The following is a 22,048-nucleotide window of genomic DNA, read 5'->3' as shown; positions in this document are numbered from 1 at the left end:
TATGAAAGGTGCATTTGCGGCTTTGAAGAAAAAGAGTTGGCTACTTTTTCTGGTTGGGTCTTTGATGCTTTTGACAATCGGTCTCTCGGCTGCTTCTTTGGGGCCCTACCACGGAAATAAAAGGTCCCATGTGTTCCATCAGTCCTCTTGCCGATATTACAAGTGTAAAAACTGTACGGTTGTTTTTGAAACAAGGGAAGAAGCTGTTTCAGCGGGCTACAGGGCTTGCCAGATTTGCCAGCCCTGAATAATTCATAGCCATTTCTTCTATTCAGATGGATGACTATGGTTCTTTTCTGTCCCCGCTCTATCGAGCGGGGACTTTTTTATATGGTATTTCAGCGTAAATTTTCACCTCGGTCAGTGTGTCGCCTATAATGATCTTTGCCATCTCCAGGTCATAATGGGACTGAATGTTCATCCAGAACTCGGCAGATGTGCCGAAGTATCGGGACAGGCGCAGGGCGGTGTCGTCACTGAGACCTCTTTTTCCATGGACGATTTTGTTCACACGCATGGCCGGGACGACCAGGTCCTTTGCCAGGCGTCTTTGGGTGATTCTCAAAGGCTTTAAGAACTCTTTGAGAAGGATTTCTCCGGGGTGGGTTGGGTTATGCTTTTTCATGCGTTTTCCCTATGGTATTCAACTGTTTCACCGCGCTTAAAGGCGTCACATTCGATCCCTGAGCAGATTTGTCACATACTGGTTCAGGCTTAGACCTTCAGCTGCCGCCCTGGTTGCGATTTCGGCATGTAATTCAGGTGGGACCCTCAGGTTGAACTTTCCAGAATATTCCTTGCGTGGGTTGATTCCCTCCTCTTCACACATCTCAAGGAAAGCCCTAAGGGAAATTTCCCCTTCTTTGCGAAGCTCATTTGTAGTGGCTCCGTAAAAATCGGCACCACCGTTAAGGCCGACAAACTCCCCACGGAAGCTATCGATCTCCGGGTCATATTTAATCACGGCGTTATAGCCGTTTATGGTCATCACGTTCTTCATGGTTTTATCCCGTTACGTTCAAGCCATTTTCGAATAGAAGCAACCGCACCTTTGTCTGTGTCCGGCGATGGGTGCGGTCTGTGAAATATCTGGATCTCGCCGAAAAGCACCACCCCGATGCGGGAGCCTTCGCGTTCGCTAACCTTTGCCCTCAGCTCCCTAAGAAGCGCCTCAATATCGGTCCATTTGATGTTGCCACTTACCGGCCTGGCAAAGATTCGTTCCAATGTTTTTTGATGCTTTCGTTTTATCTGTGTCATAGTATCACTTTTTGGTACCACGTCAATGGGAAAGCGAAATGGCCACGCCAGATTCCGCCAAACCGTAACTCTGGTCTGTTTGTCTTATGTTTCAAGAGTTTGACTATAGGTAAGGTTGGTGGAGGCTATTTCTTCTTGGATACATCTTCCCGTTTTTCGTTGACAGCTATTTCCCAATCTACTATTTGAGTAAATTACTCACACAGCACCACCCGCACAGGCCGGAGACAAGGCCCGGCGGTCCTTACATCAGCTCATAGCCGAAAGGCATGGGCTATTTTTGTTTCTGCTTTCAGCTTCAGCCCCCTCTCTCAGAAAAAAAATCATTTTTGAAAAATAAAATTCCACTTTACCTGTACCCCCTCTCAACCCGGTTGGGCTACAGACATTTCCATTGGAGATTTAGGGAATGGTATTAGCTGACACAGAACGTGATGAAATCACCAATGAAGCCAATGCAGCGGTGAAGCACCGATGCAAAAAGTCGGAGGTGGTGAAGCGCATTGCGGAGCGGATGTCTCTGTCTGAGGCAACCATTTACGACTACCTGACAGGCCGCATCAAAGTAAACCTGCGCTTTTTAAAGGCCGTGGTGGCCGTGACTGAAGACCCCTTCCTCAAAAAATACCTCGAACCAGACGGCATGTGCCTCGTTCCCACCGAGGAAGTCTTTTCCCCCACGGACAACTGGGACAAGGAGTCCTTTGACGTGGTGTCGGCCATTTCGACGCTTCGGGAGAAGGCCCAGGAGCTGCTGACCAACGGCAAGCCCACCAAGAACGCCCAGCTGGAGCTGCTGGCAAGCTTTCAGATTTGCCGGAGGAAATTGGACGAGCTGGAGGCCCTTATCCTTGGGCGTGTGCGTGACGGTGGAAATTAGGGGCAGGAGGACGCAATGGGAAAGCCAGAACAGAAGACCCGAAACATCAAGCTTACCCGCGCCGTACTGTGAGGCAAGAGCTTTGCGGAAGCCGGGCGGCTTTTCAATGTGAGTCAGACACGGTCGCGGCAGATCTATGAAGCCACCGTGCACATGTTCTTTTTTGACAGGGGAAGAGGCGAGGACGGGGAACTGAAGAGCTTGACGGTGTTGAGGAGAGAATACCCCGGACATTGCCAATACTGATGGCATGAGCAGATTTGAATTTATTGAACGTGCTGAAATGAAAGCAAATACAAAAATAGAAAATCGATAAAATTGACCGGAAAATGAGAGAGCCCCGACAGTGGGCGCTGCCGAGGCTCTAATTCTTTACCAAAGCAATGAGCAAAAAATAACACACGACGTCGTTCTACACAAGTAAAAAGTTGTGTTGTTAGAAAGGGTTAATCACGTGGAGAGAGGCTATTTGAAGGCATGGCGCAAAGTTGAAGATTCTGTGTCCTGGAGCAGGGGGCTGGAGTACCGAGGGCTGATGTGGAGCATTCTGAATCGGGTCAGGTTTAAGCCGGTCTATTTTGCGGGGCACCACGTACCCGCCGGTTCATTTGGAATCGTCGTTTCTGAGTGGGCCCTGGGCGAGGGGATCACCCGGCCCAAGCTGCAGCGCATGCTTAAGGCCCTCGAAGAGGATGAATTCATCAAAACGGAGAACGTGAGCAACCGATTTTGTCTGATTACGGTTGTGAATTGGGATACATACCAAGCCTCACCCGAAGAGAGCGAGCAACCAGCGAACAACCGATGAGCAATTACCTATTAAAGAAAGTAATAATATATATATATCACCCCCCAATTTTTGGAATTTGCTGAGAAGTACCAGCAGAAGCAATGGCAGATCCACGGCAACGCCGCACCGGACCTTACCGAAGAGTTGTTTTTCAAGGGGGCGGAAACAGTGGGGCGGCTGGTTCAGGATGGATTCAGCTTCACATATGTCAACGGTCGCGAGGAAGTGTACCATTTTCGGTCGTCAAAAGTGTACCACCTTTGACATTAATTGATTTACTTGTCAGCTCACCTCCCTTCCAGACTTTTTCCGTAATCTGAAGCTCTGTCCCTTGATGTTTACAACGACGCTGTGGTGCAATAAACGGTCTAGTATGGCGGTTACTATAATTGGGTCATGGAAGAGTTCAGCCCAGTCGCCAACAGCCTTATTTGAGGTAATAATGGTTGATGCCTTCTCGTATCTATTGGCGATAAAACGGAAGAAAAGGTTACACTCCTCACGGTCTATCGGGGTGTATCCGACCTCATCAACAACGACCAGCGCGGACTTATGGTAACTTCGGCCTTTGCCTGGTCTCCCCGCTTCATGATCCCGCTTAAGCTTGGCAATAAGGTCTTCCATGTTGGTGAAGTAGATGCTCAAACCCGCCTGACAGGCCTTTATAGCCAGGGATACGGCCAAGTGAGTCTTCCCCACACCAGGAGGGCCAAGGAATATGATATTCCCGTGTTTTCGGATAAATGTCAGATCAAATAGGGACATTACAAGCTGCTTGTCCAGGTGTGGCTGGAAGGAAAAATCGAATTCATCAATGCTCTTGAGGTACGGCAGCCCTGAGATCTTTAACGCCGTATCGACACGCCGTTGCTCTTTTTGGACGACCTCTTCTTCAAGCAACTCAGCAAGGTAGGTCAAGTGGCTCTTTTTCTCATCCATCGCGACTTGTGTTACCGCGTCCAGAACCTCCCGGATTCGAGGTAGTTTCAACCTGTCCAGATTGGCTTCAATCCGTTCTATAACGACGCGATCATTCATGCCACTGCCTCCGACATTGCGAGTTGCTCGTATACGGAGAGGGGCCGAACCTCGACATCCATTTCATACTTGGGTTTGGCTGGGCTGATTGTCTGTTTTGCCCTGCCCTTGGCCTTTCTCAAGTGCGCGTATTTTCGGGCATTCATGGCCCTGTCCTTTTTTAATTCTTCATAGAATTTTTTGTCTTGGACCAAGCACCCACGGCCCTTCGGGATCTCGTAGGAGACAACAAGGGTGTTGTCGTTAAATATTCTTATCGATTTATCTTTCACTCGCAGGGTCAGCAGTTGCCCCACAAGAGTATGGGGGACAACATAGCTGTTACCTTCGAATCGGATTGTACAATCCTTGTAGACAGTTCGGGTGACCCTGTATGACGCGTCAAAGGTTAGGAGGGGCAAGGGCGACAAGTAGGGCTTTTCACGAAGGAATCGTTCGGCAACGACCTCATGCGTGGTGCCATGAACTCTTTGGCTCTTTTCTTTCACCCAGGCTTTCAAGTCACGGTTGGCTGTCTCCAGGCAGGTGTAAGTATACCCTCTCCAAAAACCTTCACGGATGTAGTGATAGGGGCGTTCAACCTTCCCTTTGACCCATGCCGCATAAGCTGGCGCGACCTTTGGCTTGAAGTTGTAGTGAAGAGCAAGCGCCTCAAGGCTGCTGTTGAACTTGGTCTTTCCGGCAAACTTGCCGATGTACACGTTTTTCATTCGATCATAAACAATTTCAGCGGGTACCCCGCCAAAATACGCAAATGCCCGAGTATGGTTTTCAAGAAAAGAGGGCAATGTACAGTTGGACGTCAACTCAACATAGGGTTCCCTTGAATAGCCCAAAATCATGGTAAAAAGATAACGTTTCTTTATCGTCCCGTCTGCTAACTCAACATGAAATTCGTCATAATCGACCTGGGCTTGGAGGCCGGGCTCAGTCTCAAACCGCATATACGCGATTTGAAAACGACGCTTTTTGTGTTCATGGACCCTTCTTTTGACAATCTCATAACTTCCTGTAAAACCGATCTTTGTCAGTTTTTCGTATATCAACGTGGCCTTGTATTCATTGTCCTCTTCGAGCCACGCCTCAATGTGGGCATTGAAGGGATCTAGCTTACTTTTCCGAGGGCAAGATGACTTTGATGAAATGGGGTGGGGATTGTTAAGGTATTTGGTTACTGTATCACGATGGATGCCGAGCTTTTCTGCAATTTTCCGCTTGGAGAACCCTTGCTTGTGAAGGCTATTGATGTCCAAAATTGTCACCGTTTTTTCATTCCGTGTACTCCACTGTCGGTCTCGGGCAAAAGCTTCTTTTTAGCACCCTTCGACCGAACATGTGTCTGGAAAAATTTGTTACCAGACCACTCCTAAGTGGTACACTTTCAAACGACCATTTTTGGTACACTTTATAACGACCATCTACATCTGCTTTTTGGCCATGGTGACATTCTCCTTTCAGGAGGTTAATACCACAGCCAGATACACAGATAAATTTACACTCTCTGGTTGGTCGGGCCTTGCACTCTTCGTATTTATAGGGCTGATCCTTTTTTTTTTGTATATCGTAACAGATGTTGTACCAGCAAAAACCCCGCTGCCTCCAAAGGTAGCGGGGTTTTTTATTCCATCATTCAGCCTGATGAGGTCATCTGAGATCTGAATAGGAATGGGTCGTTTTTTACCTGTGGAGGAAATCTGCATTTTGTTCGCAGGTAGGTAAAGAAATGAGTGGTGGGATTGGCGGGAATTCGGTGTGCACGACGTATTCTACTACTTTCGCGCGTGGTAGCTGGGGCTGGCTTGTTGTCTGCGCTTGTGGTCCCGATTATCGAATCTATTGAGTGTGCCGGAACGTTTCAACAGCTTGGCCTCCGGTAGCATTACCGGAGGCAACGGGCGCTGAAACAGGTGCCGTTTTTATGTTCAATCCGGCGTAGGCTAAAATCGGACGGTTACACGGGCCCCCCACTCGGCCGGAGGAGAGTAGATGTTGTAGATCCCTGCAAAGCCTAAGGTGTCGTATGTGGTGTCAAACACATTGCGGCCGTAGAGATAGACATCGAAGGACTGGGCTTCGTAACCCAACTTGACGTTGATCAGTTCATAGGCATCCCGCTTTGTGGTGTTGGTTTTGTCCAGGTACATGTCGCCGTAGCCGGTGGCATCGACCTGGGCAAAGAGGCCCCGGGCGTCGCGGTAGGCCAGGCCGCAATTGAAGCTGTATCTGGGGGCGAACCGGTTTTCGTTGCCGCTGTAGTTGCCCAGGGCGTCTTCAAAGGAGTCAAAGGTGGTCTCATTGAGCCCCAGGCCGCCGAAGAGGGTGAAGCTTGTTCCCAGAAGTGCCGTGAATTCGATCTCTGCGCCCTGGGAGGTGGCTTCAGCCGCGTTGGATGTGTAGGTATGGGTCGGGCTCGATTTGGAGATGTGGGCCGTGACCTGCATATCCGAAATATCCATGTAGTAGAGGTTGGCGTTAAGGGTCAGCCGCTTTTGGAGGAGCCGGGATTTGAACCCGATGTCATAGGAGTAGAGGGTCTCTTCGTCATAGGTTGTGGGGTAGCCGGCAACGGCGTATGGGTTGAATCCGCCGGAGCGGTACCCCTTTGCGATGGTGACATATCCCATGATGTCCGGCGTGATATGGTAGTTGACAGCCACCTTGGGGGAGACTTCGTCATAGGTGTTCTTCTCGGTCAGGCCTTTGGTCTTGTCGTCGAGCTCCTTTTTTTCATCGTCGTAGCGGAGGCCTGCGATGATGTTGAGGCGGGGTGTGAGCCCGTAGTTGATGTGGCCGAAGATGCCCAGGGAGTCCCCGTCAATGGTCTGGAGAACGGTCATGGGCATGGTGCCCGTCCACCGTTCATCGATGTCGTTTTCAAAGATGTCTCCATACAGCCCCATGAGCCAGCTGAGGGCACCTGAGGTGCCGCTGAGACGAAGCTCCTGGGAGCTTTTTGTGTAGACGTTGTCCAGAAAAAGGTGGCGCTCCAGCATGGGGTTGGAGGTGAAGTCGTTGTCCTGGACCTGTTCGCCGTGAAACCTTCGATGGGTGGTCACCGAATCGATGGCCACGTCCGGGGTGAGGTCCCCATGGACCTTCAGGCTGGTGAGGTCGTTGCTGGAGGTGTTCTCTCCCTCCAGGTCGGATGATACCTCCCGGTCCTGCTGGAACGTGTTCCCCAGGCTTCCTGCGCCATCGTCGAAGCTCACGATGCTCTTGATCAGGGTGATGTCCAGGGCGTCGGTGGGGGCAAGACGCAGGTTTACTTTTCCATAGTTGTGTTCCCGGTCATCCACCTCATCCCCTGTGAGAACGTTTTTAACATACCCGTCTTTTTCATAGTGGCGCAGTGAGACGCCCAGGAATAGCTTGTCTTGAATGAGGGGGCCCCCGATGGAGGCAGAGGCCTCGCGCAGGTTGTCGCTGCCGCCCCGCACGCTCACCTTCCGGGTGGGTTCGTTGTCCAGTTCCGTTGTGATGATGTTAAGAACGCCGGCCTCGGTGTTCTTGCCGTAGAGTGTCCCCTGGGGGCCTTTGAGGACTTCGATGCGCTCAATGTCCAGGATCGGGTCGTTGATGCCGATGCCCATGGTCATGGGGACGCCGTCCACGTAGACACCCATGGTGCTCTCCAGGGTAATGGCGTCGGCAAAAAGGCCCCGGATGGAAGGGGGGGAGGTGGTGGAGAAACCCAGGTCGAACATCATGAGAGACGGGGTGTAATTGCTGACGTCCCGGAGGACGCCTATTTCCCGGTCCTCCACGTCAGTGGTGTCGAGAAGGGTGAGGCTGATGGGGATAGCCTGGGGATCTTCACTTTGTTTCTGGGCGGTGATTACCACTTCTTTCAATGCCCGGGGTTCGGGTGTGTTGTCGTCGTGGGCGAAGGCGTTGCCGAAAATCAAAAGGCAACAGAGAGCAGTTGCTGGGAGAATGGTGGTGCGCATGTGTCTGAATTCCTTTTTTCGGTATGGCTGGGCCGGCATGTGGTGATGCAGCAGAGGAAACGGTATTCCCACCTCCCCTCCCCATGGAAAAGGCCTGGTGTGGGTCAACTCCCCAGCATTTACGCAGTGTCACTGTGGCGGGGGGGATGATTTGTTTGGGGTGTCGAAATTTATTTTTGGCTCCAAGGACGTTAATATGAGCAATTGAAATAGTCAATACGAAATGTCTTTTTAGAGTGAATGAAAGGGTACGCTGATACAGCCGGTTCTGCGGCGGGCTTTCGGTTTAGCCCATTCATATGCAAAAGACTCGGCACCAGCAAAAACCCCGCTGCATTTACATGCAGCGGGGTTTTTTATTGTATCGTTGATGTGTGGACTATGGGTGCGGTGGGACCGTATCCGTTTGGGGCAGAGCCTTTCAAAGCAGAGGGTCTACTCACCCTTCTGGCGAGCCGAGTGCACCCATCTTCTGCGTTATCAGGGCTTTTATAAAACCACGACATCTGCAGCTCTGATGCCTTGAATATGGGTGCACTCGACTCGTGAAATAACCGGGCTATGCATGGATACGAAATCATCGATGATGGTCCTTATTTCTGAGGGGGAGGATCCGTTTTCGCGGTATCAGGGCAGGGGGGGGGATTGGGCCGGCAGGCCGTGGTCGCGGTCTCCGGTGGGGCACATTTAATGCAAAACTGCATTGGCACGCCACCCTTCCATGGAAAAACCCTTTGAAACACGCCCTGTTGAGAGATTATGCAAAAATGCATTGGCACATCAAAGCAGATAAAATGCCAAGAATCCGGCCTGTTGCATGAAATAAAATGCATGTTTGCATCAACGCTCCTTCTGCCGTAACATAGCCCGCCGCCAAACCCGCTGATTATCATTATCAAATTTTTTTATTTCAATTTGGCATGTGTCTTGCTGTTATCCGGTTTTCGATAAATTATTCTTCTGATTTCAATCAACCGCAAGGTCGACAGAATAGATACAAGGAGTGTGGTGACATGCTGAACAGGTTCCAAACACTGGATAACGCCGGAAAAGAGAAACTTCACGCCGCCTGCATGGAGGTGCTGGGATCCACGGGGGTCATCTTTGAAGACGATGAGGCCCTCGAGATCTTCAAGGCAAACGACTTCAAGGTGGAGGGGAACAAGGTCTTCTTCCGGGAAGAGCAGGTGAAAAAAGCCCTGGAGACCACTCCGTCGGAGTTCATCATCCGCGCAAGGGACCCTGAAAAATCCGTTCGCATCGGTGGGGATCACTTTGCCCTGAGCCCCGGCTGGGGAGCCCCGTTTGTGATGGATGCCGACGGCACCCGGCGTTCGGCCACCATGGGCGATGTGGAGAACCTCCTCAAGCTGGTGCAGGGATCGCAGTATATCGACATGACCGCCAGCGGCATGGTGGCCCCTCCGGATCTTGATCCCAAATCCGCATCGGCCGAACTTTTGGCCTCCACCTTCATCTATTCGGACAAGCCCCTCACCGGCAACCCCTCCGGTCGGCAGAACTCCGTGGAGCTTCTGGAGATGGCGTCCATTGTGTGGGGAAGCCGCGAGGAGGTCATCAAAAGCCCGGTGTCCATTACCTCCATCAACCCCACATCTCCCCTTATCTATGGCCCCGAGGCAGCCGGCAGCGTCATCGAGCTTGCCCGCGGCGGCCAGGCCCTTCTCATCTCCAGCATGGTGATGGCGGGCCTCAGCGGCCCCATCACCCTGGCCGGAACCGCCGTGATTGAGATGGCCGAAAGCCTTGCAGGCATCGTCCTTGCCCAGCTTGTGCGCCCCGGTACCCCTTGTGTTTGCGGGGGCACCTCCTGCGGGGCCGATCTTCGTCTCTGCGCCGCCACCATCGGCAGCCCCGAGCTCCTGAAGCTGATGAACATCTCCAACCAGATGGCCCGTTACTACGGCCTTCCCTGCCGCTACGGCGGCGGGCTCACCGATGCCCACTGCTCAGACATGCAGGCGGGTATGGAGTCGGCTTTGACCATGGCCCTGAGCCTTGCTGCCGGGACCCACTACATGCACCAGGCCTGCGGCATCCTGGGGGCTTACACCGCCATGAGCCTGGAGAAATTCGTCATGGACGAAGAGCTGGCCGGAATGGTTCGAAGGGCCCTTGAACCCGTGGAATTCACCGATGAGACCTTGAACCTGGATGCCATTACCCGCATAGGGGCCGGCGGCAGCTTCCTCATGGAGCCCATGACAGCCATGCGCTGCCGCACGGAATTTTTCCTTCCCACCCTGGCCTATCGCAACAACCACACCAAATGGGTGCAGGAGGGCAGCCCTCAGATGCTCGATACCGCCGCGAAGCACGTTCAGGAGCGCCTTGCCGCCTACACCAGGCCGGACATGGATCCTGCCATTGAAAAGGATCTGATGGCCTATATCGAAACACGGCGCGGTTCAGCCACCACCGCAGCCTGACCCGGGTATTTCATGAGACATAAGGGTGGCTCGACCCGTGAAAGACGAGGGCTCACCCGGATATCCCATGGGAAAACGCAACGCCGATGAATTGATGCCAGTGACCGTGGAATCAGGCGGCACATGACATATCCGGGCTACGGGTCATCCAATCATACTGCGGCCGCACCTCTTGTATGGAGCGAGAGGCGGCCGCGCATTCCAACCACTATGACAGGACATTGTATGTTACAGGACGGATGTAAGGAAAACCAAAGCGTGCTGAAGCGGTACTTCGGTGCCGAGTTAGACATCACCATTTTTTATTTTATTATTACCCTCACCGTGCCCTTTGTTGTTTTAGGCGCCGGCTGGCCGGACCTTCTGAGCAAGGTCTGCGGTACCGCCGTGGGCTATGTGTTTAAGGTCTTTCAGTCCACCTACCTCCTGGGAGTCACAGGGATTCTTGTCTTCTGCCTGGCCCTTGCCTTTTCACCCTATGGCAAGGTGCGCCTCGGCAAGGACGACGAAAAACCGGAGTTTTCAACCTTCAGCTGGTTTTCCATGCTCTTTTCCGCCGGCATGGGCATTGGCCTGATCTTCTGGTCCGTTGCCGAGCCCCTGGTGCACATGGCCGCTCCCCCCACGGGTGAGGCCAACACCTTTGAAGCGGCCCGCCTGGGCCTTGAGCTTTACTTTTTTCACTGGGGCTTCCACGCATGGGCGGTCTACGCCGTCGTGGCCCTGACCCTGGCCTATTTTCAGTTCAGAAAAGGGGAGGGCGCCCTGTTCTCCAGCTGCCTGATTCCCCTCATCGGCAGGAAGCACGCCAACGGCCTGGTGGGCCGCCTCGTGGATACCTTCGCGTCCTGGGCCACCATTTTTGGTGTGGTTACGGGCCTGGGCATGGGCGGCATGCAGATGGCCAGCGGCATCAGTAGCCTGTTCGGCATTCCCGGAGGGCCCAACCTGACCACGGCCCTGATTCTGGTGGTGACCTTTGCCTATATCGCCACAGCGGTGACAGGCGTGGCAAAGGGGATCAAGTTCGTGGCCAACCTCTGTGTCGTGTTCATGATCGTTTTGATGTTCTTCTTTGCTGTGTTCGGACCCACCGGTTACATCTTTAAAACCCTGTGGATGGGCTTTTCCGACTACATGCTTGATCTTCCCAAGCTCTCTTTTGCCACCACCTTGTTCGACAACGACACCTGGACCCGTAACTGGACCGTCTTTTTCTGGGCCTTCTGGATTGCCTGGGCCCCCTTTGTGGGTGCCTTCATCGCCCGTATTTCCAAGGGGCGAACCATCAAGGAGTTTATCCTCGGGGTTATTATCCTGCCGCCTGTTTTCTCCTTTATCTTCTCGGCGGCCCTGGGCGGGACCACCATGCACCTGGAGTTTGTCAGGCACCTCAACGTCAGTGATCCCATCAACAAGGACCTTGCCATGGCGCTGTTCGTGACCCTGAAGCACCTGCCTTGCTTTCATTTCATGACAGGGCTTTCCCTGGTGCTGATTTTCTTCTTCCTCATCACCTCGTGCAACTCGGCCACCTACGTGGCCGCCCGATTCGTCACCAGTGGCGTGGACGTCTCCGATCCCAAGGCAAACAACCGCCTGACCATCACCTTCGGGCTTATCCTGGGGCTCCTGACCGTTGTGTTCAACTACTCCGGCGGCCTCAAGGGCCTCCAGACAGCCACCATCCTGGGGTCCGTGCCCTTTTTCATCGTCATGATCCTGGGCATCGTCACCCTGGTCAAAGACCTGATTCAAAACGAACGAGCAGAAGGGGAGGCCGTGGCCGCCCCCTCCCACAGCGAATAACCAAGCACCACGCACCGGGGCCATCCAACCACACGCCCCGGTGTTTTTTGTCTTTTTTTTGCAAGGAGTACGAATAAAAAAATGGCTATCCAAGATATATTCCAGGCCGTCATCGGCCTTGATGCCGGCAAAGTCGTCAGCGAAGTCAACGGAGAACTCGAGGCAGGGACCAACGCAAACACCATCCTCCAGGAGGGACTCATCAAGGCCATGGATGAAGTCGGTGAGCGCTTTTCCGCCGGGGAGACCTTTGTGCCGGAGATGCTCATGTCCGCCCAGGCCATGAAAACCGGTGTGGAGGTCCTGAAGCCCCATCTCACCGGTGAGGCCGACACAAAAATCGGCACCATTGTCATCGGATCGGTCCACGGGGACCTGCATGACATCGGGAAAAACCTGGTGTGCATCATGCTGGAAGGCGCGGGCTTCAATGTGGTGGACCTGGGCGTGGATATCACTAAGGAGGCCTTTGTGGAGGCGGCCAAAGAGCACAACGCAGACATCATCGGCCTTTCCACCCTCTTGACCACCACCATGTGCAACGTTGAAGAAACCATCGAAGCGGTCAAAGAGGCCGGTATCCGTGACTCCGTGAAAATCCTCGTGGGCGGGGCCCCCTTGAGCCAGGAGTATGCCGAAAGCATCGGGGCGGACGCCTTTGCCGCCGATGCCGGAGACGCCGGAAAGGTCGCCCGGCAGCTGGTTCTTCACTAATCCGAATGCTCCAAGGCAATGGCGTATGGAACTGTTTAGCGCCAAAACGCCTCCGGCGGACCTGCCGAAATAGTTTTGCCTGATTTTGTATCAGGAAAGTTTTTTGCGGAGCTTTTTTTCAAAAAAGCGACCCGCCGGAGGCATAAGCTGAACAGTGACGTTTTTCCTGTTGTATCCACGCTTTTTCCCCATCCCTTTGGGACAGGCGTGGATGCGGCAGGCTCCCTGTATTTTTAAGCAACATCGCCGGATTTTGTTTCTGGCCCGTACATACATGTTTTTTTTGATCGGAGGTACCCCATGGACGGCAAGTCCTTGATTCTGAACGCCCTTAACCACAACGATGTCCCCCGCACCCCCTGGGTCCCCTACACCGGTGCCCAGATCGCGAACCTCAAAGGCTATGCCGCAGATGAAATTTTCAAGGACGCAGACAAGCTCGTCGAGTGCCTGCTGGAAGCGGTGGCGCAGTATGCGCCGGACGGACTGCCCGTGATGTTCGACCTGCAGGTGGAGGCCGAGATCCTCGGATGCGACCTGAAGTGGTACCCCAACACCCCGCCCACGGTGTGCAGCCACCCCCTTGCCAACGATTTTACCATTCCCACCAAGCGCCTGACCAAAGAGGACGGCCGCATTCCCATCATCATGGAGGCCACCCGACGTCTCAAGGAAGCCCGTCCCGATATTGCCCTCTACGGCCTGGTGTGCGGCCCCCTGACCCTGGCGTCCCATTTGCGCGGTACCAACATCTTCATGGACATGTACGGCGACGCCGACAAGGTTAAAGAGCTCATCAACTACTGCGAAGAGGTGGTCAGCGAGTATGCCGGGTTCCTGATTGAAGCAGGATGCGATGTGATCGGTGCCGTGGATCCCCTGGTTTCCCAGATCTCCCCGGTCTCTTTCAAGCAGTTCCTGACCGAGCCCTATACGGCTTTTTACGACAAGCTCAAGACCCAGGGCGTGCCCTCCACCTTTTTTGTGTGCGGTGACGCCACAAAGAGCATCTCCGCCATGTGCGAGACCCGGCCCGATGCCATCGCCATCGATGAAAACGTGGACATCCTGGAAGCCAAGAAGGTCACCGACGAGTACGGCATCCTCATCTCCGGCAACCTCCAGCTCACCATCACCATGCTCTTCGGCACCCAGCAGGACAACCAGAAGGCCGCCATCGAGCTTATGGACGCCCTGGGCACCAAGGACTTCATCCTGGCCCCCGGGTGCGACGTGCCCTTCAACGTTCCCCCGGAAAACATCGTGGGGATCGGCATGGCCGTCCATAATAAGGAGGCCACCCGCAAGGCCCTTGAGGCCTATGTGAAAAAGGACGAGCTCCCGGAGATCGAGCTGCCGGACTACGCCGGCCTCGACCACGTCCTCATCGAAGTGGTCACCATTGACTCCAAGACCTGCGCGGCCTGCGGCTACATGGTCGCCTCCGCCAACGACGCCGCCGCTCCCTTCGGTGACAAGGTCAAGGTGGTGGAACGCTCCATCATGTACCCCGAAAACGTCGCCTTCATGAACCGGGTGGGCCTTGCCAACGCACCGGCCATGCTGGTAAACGGTGAGATCAAGCACGTCTCCCTGATCCCCACCAGCGAGACCCTCGAAGCAGAGATCAACGCCGCCATGAAGTAAGCCCCGGCTTGCCGAAGGCAACCGGAGAGTGACAACGAAAAACCCCGAGGCCCTTAACGGTTCGGGGTTTTTTATTGGCCCAAGGCTTGTTTTTGTTGGGGATATTGCTTAAGGAAAAGGCTTGGAAACCATGGTGTGATGCAAGGAGGGATGATGGCTGTTGGATGGGCCCGTGACGGGGCCGTAAACGATCAGATCGATGCCAGTATCGGCGATGAGGTAAAGCGGGTCCGCGAGATGATGCCCAAGGGACCCGGCCTCACCCATTGCGCGTTGTGTGAGGAGGAGATCCCGGAAGCACGGCGCAAGGCCATACCCGGCGTTACCCTGTGCGTTGCGTGCCAGCAGGAGGAAGAGCAGCGCCAGACACGTGCCTCAGCCATCAACCGGCGGGGCAGCAAGGACAGCCAGCTTCGCTGAGGCCAGCTTTCAAGGCGGCTCACCGTGCAGCTACCCCTGGCGCCCGGCATTGAGCCCGTGCTTCTTGAGTTTTCTCACCACGCTGGACTGGTCGATGCCCAGGTGCTGGGCCAGGGCCCGGGTTGTGGGGTGAAGGACCATGGCTTTTTTCAAAAGCTCACGTTCAAAGGCCTCGACCTGGGCTTTCAGGGGTTGTGAGGTGTCGGAAGAGGGCCGTTGCCTGATAAAGGCGGCCACCTGCCCATCCAGGGCCTCGGTTTCCCCAAGCACGACCACCCGTTTGACGATGTTTTTCAGTTCCCGGACATTGCCGGGGAAGGGGTAGCTCCGGAGGCTCTCCACCAGCAGGGGGGAGAGCTTGCATTTGGAGCCGTACCGCTCATTGTAGGCCGCAAGGTAATGCTCGAAGAGGACGGGAATGTCTTCCGGGCGTTCCCGCAGGGGCGGGATGGGGACGCTGAAGGCGTTGATTCGGTAATAAAGGTCTTCACGGAACCGTCCCTTCTTCACATGGGTGGCCAGGTCGCAGTTGGTGGCCGCGATCAGGGTGCAGTCCACTTTGGTCTCCTGGGTCCCGCCCAGGCGCATCACCTGGAAGTCGTCTAAGTACTTCAGCAGCTTTGCCTGGAGCGACAGGGGCATCTCTCCGATTTCATCAAGGAAAATGGTACCGCCGTTGGCCTTCTCCAGAAGGCCTGCCTTGCCCTGGGCCCTGGCTCCGGTGAAGGCACCGCCTTCGTACCCGAAGAGTTCGGCTTCAAGGAGGTTTTCCGGAACAGCAGCGCAGTTGATCTGGACAAAGGGGTGTGATTTTCGTGCGCTTCTCTCATGGATAACGCGTGCCAGGAGCCCCTTGCCTGAACCCGATTCCCCGAGGATGAGGATCCGGGATACCCCTTTGTCTGCGAGGTTGAAACTCTTTTTCAGGGTGTTGCGGTAGGCCTCACTACGGGCCACGACCTCACAGCTTCCCACCCGAACCATGGTGGGGTCGTGAAAGGATTCGTTCAACAGCGCGTCAATGGCTTCGGAGTCCGACAGGGGCCGAACCTCACCGGCTCCGTTGACAGGGGTCTCCGTAACCACAATGCGATAGACTTCACCCCGCTCATCCACGTGCGGAATGCCGGTGTTGCGCGTCAGGAGCCCGGTGCGCATGGAACGTGAATTGACAGACGCACGGGTTTTTGTCCGAAAAATGTCATGGGCCACGGATCGGTCGTAAAGCCCGTCCCGAATCAGCTCCAGATAACACTTTCCAATGAGAGACTTCTCGTCAACCCTGCCGTATTTCTCCGCCGTCTTGTTCACGGCGATCACCCGGCCAAACCCATCCCACACCCAGATCCCGTGGGGTGCGGAATTTAAAATGCTTCCCATCACCAATGCCCTCCCCATCAGGATTCGATGCCTATAAACGAGTAATAGAGACGAAAATAAAGCAAACCATAAGCTGAAATCCTGACTGTGATGCCAAATACATAGCGTGCCGGAGCCCCCAAAGTCAATAACCCGGGTCCCATAAACAAACAGTGGTCACTCATGACCTCCTTCCGGCGGACCTGTGGAGAGTTGCCTCCACGGCCGGGCGTTTTTTTAGAGGGGCTGCCTTTCTTTCGATGCGTTTTTACATTTTCGAAACCGCGAAAATTCTGCAAAACGGTGTTTTTTCACATGTTCGGTGCCGATGCAAAAACCCATCGCCAATGCCGCCTTGCATAACCACTTGTTTTTTCAATCTCTGCGGGAAAAGACGATGGGTTTTCGCATCGCTTTGCCCGCGGCCCCCCGTGAGAACGGCTTCCAACGCCCTTGATATAGCTCCATTCCTCGTCGAAGTCCCCCTGATGGCATACAAGTTGCTCTTTCACAACGACATCCCAATGTCCGGATCAGTAACAGCCACGGTGTGTGGCACCATGCAAAGGAGTGTACTCAGCCATGCAGAACAGACTTCAGTCCCTTACCGATCAGGAAATCGAGCGCCTTCACCACGCCACCTTGGACGTGCTGGGACGCACCGGCATCGTCTTCAACTCCGAGGAGGCCCTCGAGATCTTTACGGCCCATGGTTTTCAGGTGGAGGGAAGCAAGGTGTTCTTTACGGAGGCCCAGGTCATGAAAGCCCTGGAGACTGCTCCGTCGGAGTTTACCATCCGGGCCAGGAACCCGGAGAAGTCCGTTCGCATCGGCGGCGACCATTTCGTTCTCAGTCCGGGCTGGGGCGCTCCCTTTATCATGGATGCCTCCGGCACCCGTCGCAACGCCACCTGGAAGGATTCCACAGATCTCACCAAGCTGGTTCAAACCTCGCCTTTTCTGGACATGACGGCCAGTTCTATTGTCCCTGCCAAGGACCTTCCCCCGGAAACAGCCTCTGCCGAGCAGCTTGCCGCCGCCTTTACCCTGACGGACATGCCCATGACCGGCAACCCCTGCTGCAAGGCCAACGCCCTCATCGCCATGGACATGGGAGCCATTGTGTGGGGAAGCCGGGAAGCGGCAAGTGAAGCCCCCTTTACCATTATCTCGGTGAACCCCACCTCGCCCCTGACCTACGATCCCGACGCAGCCGACGGCCTGATCACCTATGCGCGGGGAGGGCAGGCCCTGCTTATTTCCAGCATGGTCATGGCAGGGGTCAGCGGGCCCATCACCCTTGCAGGAACCGCGGTGATGGAGATGGCCGAGAGCCTGGCGGGCATTGTTCTGGCGCAGCTGGTGAGGCCGGGGACCCCGTGCGTCTGCGGTGGGACCTCCTGCGCCGCAGACCTCAGGTTCTGCAGCGCCAGCATCGGCAGCCCCGAACTCTTGAAACTCCTGGGCATCGCCACCCAGATGGCCGCCTACTACGGGTTGCCCTGCCGGTACGGGGGCGGCCTCAGCGATGCCCATTTCCCGGATACCCAGGCGGGGATTGAGTCTGCCATGACCATCATGGCCGGGCTGCTCTCCGGGGTCCATTACATGCACCAGGCCTGCGGTATTTTAAACGCCTACACGGCCTTGAGTTACGAGAAATTTATCATGGACGAAGAGATCGGCGGGATGCTCAAACGGGCCATGGCGCCTCTGGACCTGAGCGATGAAGCCCTGGCCCTGGACGCCATCCACCGCATCGGCTCCGGTGGCACCTACATCATGGATCCCATGACGGCCAAACGCTGCCGCACCGAATTTTATATCCCCGATGTCGCCGTACGCACCTCCTATGAAAAATGGGCTGTCGAAGACAGAGACGCCTTTTTTGAAAATGCCTCCAACCAGGTCCAGAAACGGCTCGAAGCCTACGTCAAGCCCGACATCGACCCGACCATTGAAAATGACTTGAGGCAGTACATACACAAAGGAGAGTTTGCCGCATAACTTAACAACTTTCGAACCGGTGCTGGCTTGTGCTGTGAACAAGGCAAGCACCGGCGTTACGGAAGATTCATGAAAGAAGATATGGGCCAAAGATGTCCCAGATCCATACGGACCTTTGTCCTTCGAAAAGAAACCCTGCCCGATCAGGCATGGCCGGGGCCGCCGTACACGCGGGGCTCTGCCTCCATGCCGGTCTCTTTTCCAGGCACACAGATCCGGTGTCATCAACCACACAATGAGGAGATACCATGAATCAAGTAGGTCCCCACCCAAACGATGGATTTTTGAGACGGTACTTCGGAAAAGAGCTCGATCCGGCAATTTTCTATATCATCATCGCCCTGACCGTGCCCTTTGTGGTACTCGGGGCCTTTTGGCCCCAGGCCCTGGCCACGGTGAGCAACACCGCCGTCGGCTTCGTCTTCAAAGCGTTTCAATCCACCTACCTGCTCGGTGTCACCGGTATCCTCCTCTTCTGCATTGCCATCGCCTTTTCTCCTTTCGGCAAGGTCCGGCTGGGCCGGGACAATGAAAAGCCGGAGTTCTCCACCTTCAGCTGGTTCTCCATGCTCTTTTCCGCAGGCATGGGCATTGGCCTGATCTTCTGGTCCGTCTCCGAGCCCCTGGTCCACATGGCGGCACCCCCCACGGGTGAGGCCAACACTTTTGCCGCAGCCCGCCTCGGCCTTGAGATCTACTTCTTCCACTGGGGATTTCACGCCTGGGCCATCTACGCCATCGTGGCCCTTGCCATTGCCTATTTTCAGTACCGAAGGGGCCACGGCGCCATGATCTCCCGGTCCCTGATTCCTCTGATCGGTGAAAAGCACGCCAACGGCATGGCAGGGCGCGTGGTGGATGCCTTTGCCGCCTGGGCCACCATCTTCGGGGTGGTCACCGGCCTTGGCATGGGGGGCATGCAGATGGCCAGCGGCATCAGCTCCCTCACCGGCATTCCCGGCGGAACCAACACCACCACCGTTCTTATTCTTCTGGTGACACTTGCCTTCGTGGTCTCGGCCATCACCGGGGTCTCCAAGGGCATCAAGCACCTGTCCAACCTCAACGTGGTGTTGATGTTTGTCCTCATCGCCTTTTTTGTGGTCTTCGGCCCCACCGCCTACATTTTTAAAACCCTGTGGATGGGCTTTTCCGATTACATGACCGACCTGCCCAAGCTCTCCTTTGCCACCACCCTTTTCGGAAACGACGGCTGGACCCGCGGCTGGACCGTTTTCTTCTGGGCCTTCTGGATCGCCTGGGCGCCCTTTGTGGGGGCCTTCATCGCCCGGATCTCCCGCGGCCGCACCATCAAGGAGTTTATCCTGGGCGTGGTCATCCTGCCCCCGCTGTTCTCCTTTATCTTTTCCGCCGCCCTCGGGGGCACCACCCTGCACCTGCAATTTGTTCAGGACATCAACGTCAGCGAGGTGATCAACCAGGACCTGGCCATGGCCCTTTTCGAGACCCTGAGACACCTGCCGCTTTTTCACGTCATGACCGGCGTCTCCCTGATCCTGATTTTTTCCTTTCTCATCACCTCCTGCGATTCAGCCACCTACGTTGCCGCGCGTTTTGCCACCAGCGGCGTGGACGTGGAAGATCCCAAGGCCGGTCATCGGCTCACCGTCACCTTCGGGGTGATCCTGGGCCTGCTCACCGTGGTCTTCAACTACTCCGGGGGCCTCAAGGGGCTGCAGACCGCTACCATCGTGGGCTCCGTGCCTTACTTCATGATCATGGTCCTGAGCATCGTGGCCCTGGTGAAAGACCTGATCCAGAACGAACTTCCGGCTCTTAAGGAAGCCAAGGCGCTTGAAACCGATAACGCATGATTCGGCAGGTGCCCGGCACCACCGAACCAACCCATAACGCCCCCATCGAGGCGAGAAGCGGAAGGGCTCCGTGGAGCCCTTCCGCCCCTGCCGGGAGGCGGCATACCACAACCACTGAGAAGGAGTACGCAATGACTGATTACACACCGGTTCTGGACATGATGCTCTCAGGGGACGGGGACAAACTCGTGGCCCTGGTCAAAGAGATGCTTGATGGCGGGATGCCGGCACACGAGGTTCTCAACAAGGGGCTCATCGCCGGCATGGATGTGATCGGGGGCAAGATGGAGACCGGGGAGATGTTTATCCCCGAAGTGATCATGAGCGCCCAGGCCATGGGCTGCGCGGTGGAGATCCTGAAGCCCCTGCTCTCCGAGGAGGACACTTCGGCCGCCGGGACCATTGTCCTGGGCACGGTCAAGGGAGACCTCCACGATATCGGCAAAAACCTGGTGCACATGATGCTGGAAAGCGCCGGGTTCAATATTATTGAAATGGGTGTGGATGTGGCCCCGGAATCCTTTGTCGAAGCGGCCAAGGAACACAACGCAGACATCGTGGCCCTCTCCGCTCTGCTGACCACCACCATGCCCATGATGCGCCAAACCGTCCAGACCTTTGAAGAGTCCGGCTTCCGGGATAAGGTCAAGATCCTTGTGGGTGGTGCCCCGGTGAACCAGGAGTTTGCCGATGAAATCGGCGCCGACGGGTACGCCCCGGATGCAGGTTCCGCCACAAAGCTGGCCAAATCCGTCATGGCCGCCGGGTGATTTCCCGGGCCCCGGGTATGCACATGCTCCGGGGCTCTGCCCGTGAACATGCCTTGCAACCGGAACGTTTTTACGGCGTTTTTTTTCAAAAAGAGACCCAGCCGGAGGCTGTTTCCCACTCAATAAATCCATCCACACTTGATTAGGCATACCACCAGGAGGCCCTCACATGTTTACCGTCATCGGAGAGAGAATCAACACCACCCTGAAAAACGTAAAGGCCGCCGTTGCCGACCGGGACGTCGATTACATCATAGAGGACGTGAGGCAGCAGGAGGCCTGTGGGGCTACCTGCATCGATGTCAACGCCGGGGCCCGCATCGGCCACGAAGAGGAGGACATGCGCTGGCTCATGGACGTGGTGCAGCAGGCCACCTCTCTTCCCCTGTGTCTGGACAGCCCGGACCCCGCGGTTTTGGAGATGGCCTACGGCCTGGCCGAGAAAAAGCCCATGATCAACTCCATCAGCCTGGAGAAGGACCGGTTCGACCCCATGATCTCGTTTCTTAAAGGCAAGGAGTGCAGCATCATCGCTTTGTGCATGGATGACTCGGGCATGCCCCGCACCGTAGCCGACATCGTGGATCGGGCCACAACCCTCGTGTCCGAGCTGGAGGCCATCGGTATGGCAAGGGACGATATTTTTATCGATCCCCTGATTCAGCCCATGAGCGTCGATGTGAACAACGGCACCATGGCCTTGGACGCCGTGGCGACCATCATGACCGACCTTGAGGGGGTACACACCACGGGTGGCCTTTCCAACATCTCCTTCGGCCTGCCCCAGCGCCGCATGGTCAACCGGAACTTTCTGGCCATGATGATGGCCCGCGGGTTTGACTCGGCCATCATGGACCCCCTGGATACCGAACTCATGGCGGTGCTGGACACCTGCGAGATGCTCAGGGGCAACGACACCTTCTGCATGAACTATCTCAAAGGGACCCGCTCGGGCAAGATCAAGGCCTGATCCGAATCGTCGAGCCAGAAAAGTGTATACAAAGCCTTCGCCCGCACGGGTGCTGCATAAAGAACGCAGCCCGTGACGGCGAAGGCTTTTTGGGTTGGTCGGTATAAGGAAGGGGGGGGCGGGCACAGTCGGCTTGCAGGGGCGATGGGTTT

Annotated in this window: 19 protein-coding genes; 12 read left to right on the top strand and 7 right to left on the bottom strand. The window is 55.4% G+C overall.

All coding sequences use genetic code 11. The features are described from left to right. Position 1 precedes the first annotated feature (1 nt). Positions 2-247: an Ada metal-binding domain-containing protein gene (locus ACOYW0_RS03410; protein ID WP_482417173.1), complete on the top strand. Its 246-nt coding sequence runs from the start codon at positions 2-4 to the stop codon at positions 245-247. 60 nt (positions 248-307) lie between these two features. Here the strand turns inward: ACOYW0_RS03410 and ACOYW0_RS03405 are convergent, their stop codons facing one another. The 3 genes from ACOYW0_RS03405 to ACOYW0_RS03395 are packed head-to-tail and all read right to left on the bottom strand — an operon-like array spanning position 308 to position 1,260. Further along, positions 308-625, bottom strand: a complete 318-nt coding sequence (locus ACOYW0_RS03405) for a HigA family addiction module antitoxin (protein WP_482417172.1) — start codon at positions 623-625, stop codon at positions 308-310. A 45-nt stretch (positions 626-670) separates the two neighbouring features. Continuing rightward, complete coding sequence (locus ACOYW0_RS03400; RefSeq protein WP_482417171.1) at positions 671-1,000, bottom strand: type II toxin-antitoxin system HicB family antitoxin; 330 nt, start codon at positions 998-1,000, stop codon at positions 671-673. After that, the gene (locus tag ACOYW0_RS03395; protein ID WP_482417170.1) at positions 997-1,260 is read right to left on the bottom strand and encodes a type II toxin-antitoxin system HicA family toxin; all 264 of its coding nucleotides are present in this window, start codon (positions 1,258-1,260) and stop codon (positions 997-999) included. The genes ACOYW0_RS03400 and ACOYW0_RS03395 overlap by 4 nt, the downstream gene beginning before the upstream one ends. A 409-nt stretch (positions 1,261-1,669) precedes the next feature. On the opposite strand from ACOYW0_RS03395, the gene ACOYW0_RS03390 reads away from it, so the two are divergent. Both ACOYW0_RS03390 and ACOYW0_RS03385 read left to right on the top strand, forming a co-directional pair. Then, entirely contained in the window at positions 1,670-2,140 is a 471-nt protein-coding gene (locus ACOYW0_RS03390) for a hypothetical protein (protein WP_482417169.1), read from the top strand. Between the two features lie 535 nt (positions 2,141-2,675). After that, positions 2,676-2,948, top strand: coding sequence for a hypothetical protein (locus ACOYW0_RS03385; RefSeq protein WP_482417168.1), 273 nt, complete (start codon positions 2,676-2,678; stop codon positions 2,946-2,948). A gap of 264 nt (positions 2,949-3,212) precedes the next feature. Here the strand turns inward: ACOYW0_RS03385 and istB are convergent, their stop codons facing one another. From istB to ACOYW0_RS03370, 3 genes are all read right to left on the bottom strand, one after another. After that, positions 3,213-3,968, bottom strand: a complete 756-nt coding sequence (istB, locus tag ACOYW0_RS03380; protein ID WP_482415562.1) for an IS21-like element helper ATPase IstB — start codon at positions 3,966-3,968, stop codon at positions 3,213-3,215. Then, positions 3,965-5,221, bottom strand: a complete 1,257-nt coding sequence (gene istA / locus ACOYW0_RS03375; protein WP_482417167.1) for an IS21 family transposase — start codon at positions 5,219-5,221, stop codon at positions 3,965-3,967. Before istA ends, istB begins: the two co-directional genes overlap by 4 nt. A gap of 684 nt (positions 5,222-5,905) precedes the next feature. Further along, entirely contained in the window at positions 5,906-7,915 is a 2,010-nt protein-coding gene (locus tag ACOYW0_RS03370; RefSeq protein ID WP_482417166.1) for a TonB-dependent receptor, read from the bottom strand. Positions 7,916-8,835: 920 nt separating this feature from the next. On the opposite strand from ACOYW0_RS03370, the gene ACOYW0_RS03365 reads away from it, so the two are divergent. From ACOYW0_RS03365 to ACOYW0_RS03345, 5 genes are all read left to right on the top strand, one after another. Next, entirely contained in the window at positions 8,836-10,365 is a 1,530-nt protein-coding gene (locus tag ACOYW0_RS03365; RefSeq protein WP_482417165.1) for a trimethylamine methyltransferase family protein, read from the top strand. Between the two features lie 225 nt (positions 10,366-10,590). Next, the gene (locus ACOYW0_RS03360; RefSeq protein ID WP_482417164.1) at positions 10,591-12,174 is read left to right on the top strand and encodes a BCCT family transporter; all 1,584 of its coding nucleotides are present in this window, start codon (positions 10,591-10,593) and stop codon (positions 12,172-12,174) included. An 81-nt stretch (positions 12,175-12,255) separates the two neighbouring features. After that, on the top strand, positions 12,256-12,888 hold the full coding sequence (locus ACOYW0_RS03355) for a corrinoid protein (RefSeq protein WP_180145735.1): 633 nt from the start codon (positions 12,256-12,258) through the stop codon (positions 12,886-12,888). A gap of 300 nt (positions 12,889-13,188) precedes the next feature. Next, a complete protein-coding gene (locus ACOYW0_RS03350; RefSeq protein WP_482417163.1) occupies positions 13,189-14,535 on the top strand; it encodes a uroporphyrinogen decarboxylase family protein in 1,347 nt (448 codons plus the stop codon). Positions 14,536-14,688: 153 nt separating this feature from the next. Further along, positions 14,689-14,955 carry a DksA/TraR family C4-type zinc finger protein gene (locus tag ACOYW0_RS03345; RefSeq protein WP_482417162.1) on the top strand — a complete coding sequence of 89 codons (267 nt, stop codon included), beginning with the start codon at positions 14,689-14,691 and terminating at the stop codon, positions 14,953-14,955. Positions 14,956-14,985: 30 nt separating this feature from the next. Here ACOYW0_RS03345 and ACOYW0_RS03340 read toward each other — a convergent pair whose 3' ends face one another. Next, positions 14,986-16,335: a sigma-54 interaction domain-containing protein gene (locus ACOYW0_RS03340; RefSeq protein ID WP_482417161.1), complete on the bottom strand. Its 1,350-nt coding sequence runs from the start codon at positions 16,333-16,335 to the stop codon at positions 14,986-14,988. 561 nt (positions 16,336-16,896) lie between these two features. Between ACOYW0_RS03340 and ACOYW0_RS03335 the strand changes: the two genes are divergently transcribed. From ACOYW0_RS03335 to ACOYW0_RS03320, 4 genes are all read left to right on the top strand, one after another. Beyond that, positions 16,897-18,321, top strand: coding sequence for a trimethylamine methyltransferase family protein (locus ACOYW0_RS03335; protein ID WP_482417160.1), 1,425 nt, complete (start codon positions 16,897-16,899; stop codon positions 18,319-18,321). A 248-nt stretch (positions 18,322-18,569) separates the two neighbouring features. After that, positions 18,570-20,156, top strand: a complete 1,587-nt coding sequence (locus ACOYW0_RS03330) for a BCCT family transporter (protein ID WP_482417159.1) — start codon at positions 18,570-18,572, stop codon at positions 20,154-20,156. Between the two features lie 131 nt (positions 20,157-20,287). Then, complete coding sequence (locus tag ACOYW0_RS03325) at positions 20,288-20,926, top strand: corrinoid protein (RefSeq protein ID WP_482417158.1); 639 nt, start codon at positions 20,288-20,290, stop codon at positions 20,924-20,926. Positions 20,927-21,095: 169 nt separating this feature from the next. Beyond that, positions 21,096-21,896 (top strand): dihydropteroate synthase, encoded by an 801-nt coding sequence (locus ACOYW0_RS03320; protein ID WP_482417157.1) that lies wholly within the window; start codon positions 21,096-21,098, stop codon positions 21,894-21,896. The last annotated feature ends 152 nt before the right edge of the window (positions 21,897-22,048 follow it).

This window comes from Desulfoluna sp. HI9BLuna (assembly GCF_056829775.1).
The sequence above is the reverse complement of the archived record's forward strand: the minus strand, read 5'-3'. Positions and strand labels throughout refer to the sequence as shown.